Origin of the sequence: Mesorhizobium sp. M4A.F.Ca.ET.090.04.2.1 (assembly GCF_003999085.1) — a bacterium.
Lineage (GTDB): Bacteria > Pseudomonadota > Alphaproteobacteria > Rhizobiales > Rhizobiaceae > Mesorhizobium.
On sequence record NZ_RZOT01000400.1, the window covers coordinates 1 to 5,686 of the forward strand.

Below are 5,686 nucleotides of genomic sequence, written 5' to 3' on the forward strand. Positions count from 1 at the left end.
CTGATCCGCCAGACACCGATCAGCTTCAACTGCCTGATGATCTCCACCAGCCAGCTCAATTGCACCAGCGCGTCGGGCCAGAACTTCGTGCTGACGCGGCGCGCCTGAAGCCGGTACATCCTTCGCTTTTCGGAAGACGGCGGCCGGCGACCCGCCGTTTTTTGCTCCCGGCAATGCTGGCCCGATTCCGCTTGCATCGATGAAAACGCGATGGGAACATGGTCGGGATCTGGCTGCTATGTCCCGTTCAGTGCAAGGGCGTTAAGCGCCTCTGGTTCAAGGTCATCCGGGAGACGAGAATGAAGAAGATCGCCGCCATTGCCGCTCTTTCAGCATCCGCGCTTGGCCTGTCCGCCGGATCATCCTTTGCCGACTACACATTGAACATCCTGCATTTTAATGATTGGCACAGCCGCATTGAAGGCAACAACAAATACGAGTCGACATGCTCCGCCGAGGAAGAAACCAAAGGCGAATGCATTGGCGGCGCCGGCCGGCTGGTTACCGCGATCGCGCAGGAACGCAAGAAGCTCGACGGTCAGAACGTGCTACTGCTCAATGCGGGCGACAGCTTCCAGGGCTCGCTCTTCTACATCACCTACAAGGGTGCCGCGGAGGAGGAATTCCTCAACCAGATCAAGCCCGACGCGGTGACGCTCGGCAACCACGAATTCGACGACGGCGAGAGCGCGCTGGTGCCTTACCTGGACAAGGCGAAGTTCCCGATCATCAGCGCCAATGTCGTGCCCAACGACAAGTCGGGCGCCGCGGGCAAGATCAAACCGTCGGTCGTGCTTGAGGTCGGCGGCCAGAAGATCGGCATTGTCGGCGCGGTCACCAATGATACGCCGGAGCTTGCCTCGCCCGGCCCCAACATCGCCATCGAAGACGACGTCAAGTCGATCACGGCCGAGGTCGAGAAGCTGAAGGCGCAAGGCGTCAACAAGATCATCGCGGTGACCCATATCGGCTACAACCGCGAGCGCGATGTCATCGCGAAAATCCCCGGCATCGACGTGGTGGTCGGCGGCCACAGCCACACGCTTCTGTCGAACACCGACCCGAAGGCGGCCGGCCCCTATCCGACGATGGTCGACAACCCCGATGGCTACAAGGTGCCGGTGGTGCAGGCGGCGTCCTATTCGAAATATCTCGGCGAGTTCAAGGTCGTGTTCGACGACAACGGCGTCGTCAAGCAAGCGAGCGGCGACCCGATCTTCCTCGACAAGTCGATCACGCCCGATCCGGCCGTGCTCGCCCGCATCAAGGAGCTCGGCGCCCCGATCGAGGAATTGAAGAACAAGGAAGTGGCTGAGACCACTAAGGCCATCGACGGCAGCCGCGACAACTGCCGCGCCCGCGAATGCGAGATGGGCAACCTCGTCTCCGATGCCATCCTCGACCGCGTCAAGGGCCAGGGCGTCGAGATCGTCATCTCGAATGGCGGCGGCCTGCGCGCCTCGATCGACCAAGGCACCGTGACCATGGGCGAGGTGCTGACCGTGCTGCCGTTCCAGAACACGCTGGCGACCTTCCAGATCTCGGGTAAGGACCTCGTCGCCGGGCTCGAAAGCGGCCTCAGCCAGATCGAGGACGGCGCCGGGCGCTTCCCGCAGGTCGCCGGCCTGAAATATTCCTTCGACAAATCGGTCGCGCCCAACGCCGGACGCGTCAAGTCGGTCGAGGTGATGGAGAACGGCGCCTGGGCGCCGATCAATCCCGACAAGGACTATCTGGTCGCCACCAACAACTATGTCCGCCAGGGCGGCGACGGCTACAAGGTCTTCGCCGAGAAGGCCAAGAACGCCTATGACTACGGCCCGGGCCTGGAGCAGGTCGTCGCCGACTATCTCGGCGCGCATCGGCCCTATACACCGAAGCTCGACGGCCGCATCACCGAGATCGCCGCGACCGTCGCGGCGGCGCCCGCCGAGATGCCCGCCTTGCCTGCCAATTCGGGCGACATCGCCACGACACCGCCGACGGTTCCGGCGGAAACGGCCCCTGCCGCGCCTGCGGCGGAACCCGCCAAGCCCGCGGAAGCGGCCCCTGCCCCGGCTGCCGAGCCGGCAAAGCCGGCCGAGGCGACGCCTGCAGAAGCCAGCCATGTCATCGTCGCCGGCGACACCTTCTGGGATTTGGCGAAGAAGGCCTATGGCGACGCCACCAAGTGGAAGCTGATCTCGGGCGCCAACAAGGATTACGAGCCGCATCGGCTGCCGATCGGCGGGACGCTCACCATCCCGCCCGCGGCGAAATAGCTCCTGCCGCGGCAGGTCGGAGACCCGCCCGGGCAACGGACGGGCTTCTGCTTTCGGGCCAGGGCGCCGCGAGGTGCGGCCAGACGCAGCATTGAAAACCGCCGCCGCATCGTTAGTTTCGCCGCGCCACCCGCCGGTTTCGCGGTTCCCGGAGATCCTGATGACGCTGTCCAGCCCACTCGACCCCAAAGCCGCGAAGACCGCCGGCCCGCTGCCGGCGGGTTCCGTGCGGGTCAAGGCCGGCAAGGTCGGCGTCATGCTGATCAATCTCGGCACGCCCGAGGGCACCGAGTTCAACCCGATGTGGCGCTACCTCAGGGAATTCCTCTCCGACCCGCGCGTCATCGAGCTCAATAAGGCGATCTGGTATCCGATCCTCTACGGGCTGGTGCTGACGACACGGCCGAAGAAATCGGGCGCCAACTACGCCAGGATCTGGAACCGGGAGAAGAACGAGTCGCCGCTGCGCACCTTTACGCGCGCCCAGGCGGAGAAGCTCGCCAAGGCGCTTGGCGACCTGCCGGATGTCATGGTCGACTGGGCGATGCGCTACGGCAACCCCTCGACCGCGAGCGTCGCCCGAGGACTGGTCGAGCAGGGCTGCGACCGCATCCTTTCCTTTCCGCTCTACCCGCAATATTCGGCGACAACCACCGCGACCGCCAACGATCAACTGTTCCGCGCGCTGATGAAGATCAGGCGCGCGCCGGCGATCCGCAGCGTGCCGCCCTACTATGACGAGCCCGTCTACATCGAGGCCCTTGCCCGCTCGATCGAACGGCATCTGGCGAGCCTCGACTTCGAGCCGGAAGTGGTCATCGCCTCTTATCACGGCATCCCGAAACCCTATTCCGACAAGGGCGATCCCTATCGGGCCCATTGCCTGGAGACGACGAGGCTGCTGCGCGAGAAGCTTAGCTGGGACGAGAAGAAGCTGATCACCACCTTCCAGTCGCGCTTCGGCGCGCAGGAATGGCTGCAGCCCTACACCGATGTGACGGTCGAGAAGCTCGCCAGGGAGGGCGTCAAGTCGATCGCCATCGTCAATCCCGGCTTTTCTGTCGACTGTATCGAGACGCTGGACGAGATCGGCCGCGAGGCAGCCGAAACCTTCCACCATGCCGGCGGCAGGAACTTCGCCCACATCCCCTGCCTCAACGACAGCGACGAGGGCATGGCCGTGATCGAGGCGATGGTGCGGCGCGAGCTGTCCGGCTGGGTGTGACCCGCCTCGCCGCCACAGCTTGAAACCGGTGCGCAAAAGCCTCCGCCATTCAATATTCGTGATCACCTGATTGTAACGCTGCGGAAACACACTTAAGTGATTTCGTGAAGTCGGCGCCTATTGAGGGAGAAAACGAAATGGGCTTCAGCGGTTTCGATATTGCCATCATTGTTCTTGTCTTCCTGGTCATCATCCTTCTTTTCAAAGGCATCAGGACGGTGCCGCAGGGTTACAACTACACGGTGGAGCGTTTCGGCCGTTACACCAAGACACTGACGCCGGGTCTCAACATCATCAACCCCATCTTCGAGCGCATCGGTGCCAAGATGAACATGATGGAGCAGGTGCTTGATGTCCCCACGCAGGAGATCATCACCCGCGACAACGCCATCGTCGGCGTCGACGGCGTCGCCTTCTACCAGGTCCTCAACGCCCCGCAGGCGGCCTATCAGGTCGCCGGGCTGCAGAACGCCATCCTCAACCTGACGATGACCAACATCCGCACCGTCATGGGCTCGATGGACCTCGACGAATTGCTGTCCAACCGCGACGCCATCAACGAGCGCCTGCTGCGCGTCGTCGACGAGGCGGCGCATCCCTGGGGCATCAAGATCACCCGTGTCGAGATCAAGGACATCAACCCGCCAGCCAACCTGGTTGAATCGATGGGCCGCCAGATGATGGCCGAGCGCGACAAGCGCGCCCAGATCCTGGCCGCCGAGGGCCTCAAGCAGTCGCAGATCCTCGAGGCGGAGGGCCGCAAGGAAGCAGCCTTCCGCGATGCCGAGGCGCGCGAGCGTTCGGCCGAGGCCGAAGCCAAGGCGACCCAGGTCGTGTCCGAAGCCATCTCCAAGGGCGACGTGCAGGCGCTCAACTACTTTGTCGCCCAGAAATACACTGAGGCCTTGACCAGGATCGGTTCGGCCTCGAACAGCAAGATCGTGCTGATGCCGCTGGAGGCGTCGTCGCTGATCGGCACGCTGGGCGGCATCGGCGAGATCGCCAGGGAAGTCTTCAAGGCAGACGGCCCGTCCGGTACGCAGCGAGGCTCGCGGCCGCCGGTCGTGCGCCCCGGCGACAATTGATGGTCTCCACGATTTGATGTCTCCGCTCTGGGAGAGCGCACATGATTGATCGCATCATTTCCGAACTCGGCCCTTGGAACTGGATGGTCCTGGGCTTCGTGCTGCTGGTGATGGAAGTCGTCGCGCCCGGCGTCTTCATGCTGTGGATCGGCATCGCCGCCCTGATCGTCGGCGCGGTGTCGCTGCTCATCTGGGACGCCGCCTTCTGGACCTGGCAGCTCCAGGTTCTGGTCTTCCTGGTCCTGTCGCTGATCTCGGCCTTCGTCGGCAAGAAACTGGTCGGCGGTCGTCATGACGACGCCGATCAGCCGCTGCTCAACCGCCGCGGCGCGCAGATGGTCGGCCGCACCGCGACGCTGGCCGAGCCGATCAAGAACGGCCGCGGCCGCATCCGGCTGGGCGACACCCTGTGGCGCGTCTCCGGCCCGGATCTACCGGTCGGCACGCAAGTGCGCGTCACCGGCGCGGCCGATACCGATCTGGAACTGACCGTCGAGGCGATCTGAGGCGAGACCCTGGTCAGGGCGTGTTGAGATTCAGGTCAGGCCGAGTCGGGAACGCCAACTTCGGAGAACCGGAGCGGAGCGTACTCGAAAGCCGGCCTGCGACGCGGACGTCCTGCGCTTCCGGTGCTCATCGCCTGTATATCGACATACCCCTAAGCCGCGCCGATACGCAGCAGATCATGCAGGTGGACGAGCCCGACGGGGCGTCCGCCCTCCACCACCATCAGGCTTGTGATAGCGGAGGCGTTGATTGTCTGCAGGGCAGTCGCCACCAGCGTGTCCGGCGTCGCCGTCTTCGGTTTCTTGGTCATCACCTGATCGACGCTCATTGCCAGAAGGTCGTTGGCGATATGACGGCGGATATCGCCGTCGGTGATGATGCCGATCAGCGCACCATCGGTGCCGGTGATCGCCACGCAGCCGAAGCCCTTGCGCGAGAGTTCGACGATCGCCTCGCTCATGCCGGTGCCCGACGGCACCAGCGGCAGACGCTCGCCGACATGCATGATCTCGCGCAGCTGCGTAAGATTGGCGCCGAGCTGTCCGCCCGGGTGGAAGGTGCGGAAATGGTCTGGTGTGAAGCCCCGCGCCTCGAGCAGCGCAATGGCC

The 5,686-nt window shown here is 64.0% G+C and carries 5 protein-coding genes; 4 read left to right on the forward strand and 1 reads right to left on the reverse strand.

Features of this window, described 5'->3' with window-relative positions; genetic code table 11:
* The first annotated feature begins 299 nt into the window (after nucleotides 1-299).
* From EN781_RS23845 to EN781_RS23860, 4 genes are all read left to right on the forward strand, one after another.
* Nucleotides 300-2,261: a bifunctional UDP-sugar hydrolase/5'-nucleotidase gene (locus EN781_RS23845; protein WP_126058428.1), complete on the forward strand. Its 1,962-nt coding sequence runs from the start codon at nucleotides 300-302 to the stop codon at nucleotides 2,259-2,261.
* Between the two features lie 160 nt (nucleotides 2,262-2,421).
* A complete protein-coding gene (hemH, locus tag EN781_RS23850; RefSeq protein WP_127400380.1) occupies nucleotides 2,422-3,486 on the forward strand; it encodes a ferrochelatase in 1,065 nt (354 codons plus the stop codon).
* 137 nt (nucleotides 3,487-3,623) lie between these two features.
* Nucleotides 3,624-4,571, forward strand: coding sequence for an SPFH domain-containing protein (locus EN781_RS23855; protein ID WP_126058426.1), 948 nt, complete (start codon nucleotides 3,624-3,626; stop codon nucleotides 4,569-4,571).
* Between the two features lie 41 nt (nucleotides 4,572-4,612).
* On the forward strand, nucleotides 4,613-5,077 hold the full coding sequence (locus tag EN781_RS23860; RefSeq protein ID WP_126058425.1) for an NfeD family protein: 465 nt from the start codon (nucleotides 4,613-4,615) through the stop codon (nucleotides 5,075-5,077).
* A gap of 152 nt (nucleotides 5,078-5,229) precedes the next feature.
* Here EN781_RS23860 and EN781_RS23865 read toward each other — a convergent pair.
* The coding region (locus EN781_RS23865) for a CBS domain-containing protein (RefSeq protein WP_127400381.1) at nucleotides 5,230-5,686 on the reverse strand (457 nt) is incomplete at its 5' end.